This window comes from Neoluteolibacter marinus (genome assembly GCF_014904755.1).
GTDB classification, from domain to species: domain Bacteria; phylum Verrucomicrobiota; class Verrucomicrobiia; order Verrucomicrobiales; family Akkermansiaceae; genus Haloferula; species Haloferula marina.
Genome location: NZ_JACZFQ010000320.1, coordinates 1 through 544, shown reverse-complemented (window position 1 = coordinate 544; position 544 = coordinate 1). Strand labels below are relative to the sequence as shown.

The 544-nt window shown below is 62.1% G+C and carries 1 protein-coding gene; it reads right to left on the bottom strand.

Annotated elements, in window-relative coordinates; all coding sequences use genetic code 11:
• Window positions 1-149 precede the first annotated feature (149 nt).
• On the bottom strand, window positions 150-544 hold a 395-nt coding region (locus IG178_RS25075; protein WP_226895800.1), incomplete at its 5' end, for a type I restriction endonuclease subunit R, EcoR124 family.

Below are 544 nucleotides of genomic sequence, written 5' to 3'. Positions count from 1 at the left end.
CATCTCGGTCATCAGACAATACCTCCGGGGAATACCGCGAGCACGAAGCGCAGCTCTCCACGCAGCGCTTCTGCGCTGATCAGTGCCATGAAGGGTCTCCGTTCTCGCAGCGCCGCGATCGTTGTTCCGGAATGAAGATGAGATCCAGCCTATCGACGAGCTTCGATCGGCTCTTCACTCTCCGAGGCAAGGCCCCGGAACCGCTCGAAGAATCTGGTGAGCGCTTCGATGACTTGCTTCTTCTTGTCGCCGTGGTTGGACTCGCCGCGGAACCGTGACACGGGTGGCAGGATGCGGGTGATCTCAGTTCCCGCCGTACGCAGGTGACCGTCGCGGAACGCGGCATCCACGAAGGACTGCGTCTGCTTCGGCTTGAGCTTGTGTGCTTCGATAAGGTCCTGAAGCTCGGCCTCGCGCTTCGCCGCGATGTACGCCTGCCACTGCTCATCGACCCTGACCTGCGGCGACAGCGACTCGACGAAGTCCTCGACGAGGTCGCGCTTGCTCCGCAAGCTCGGGCTCGAGTCGACGGCACGGGTGATCT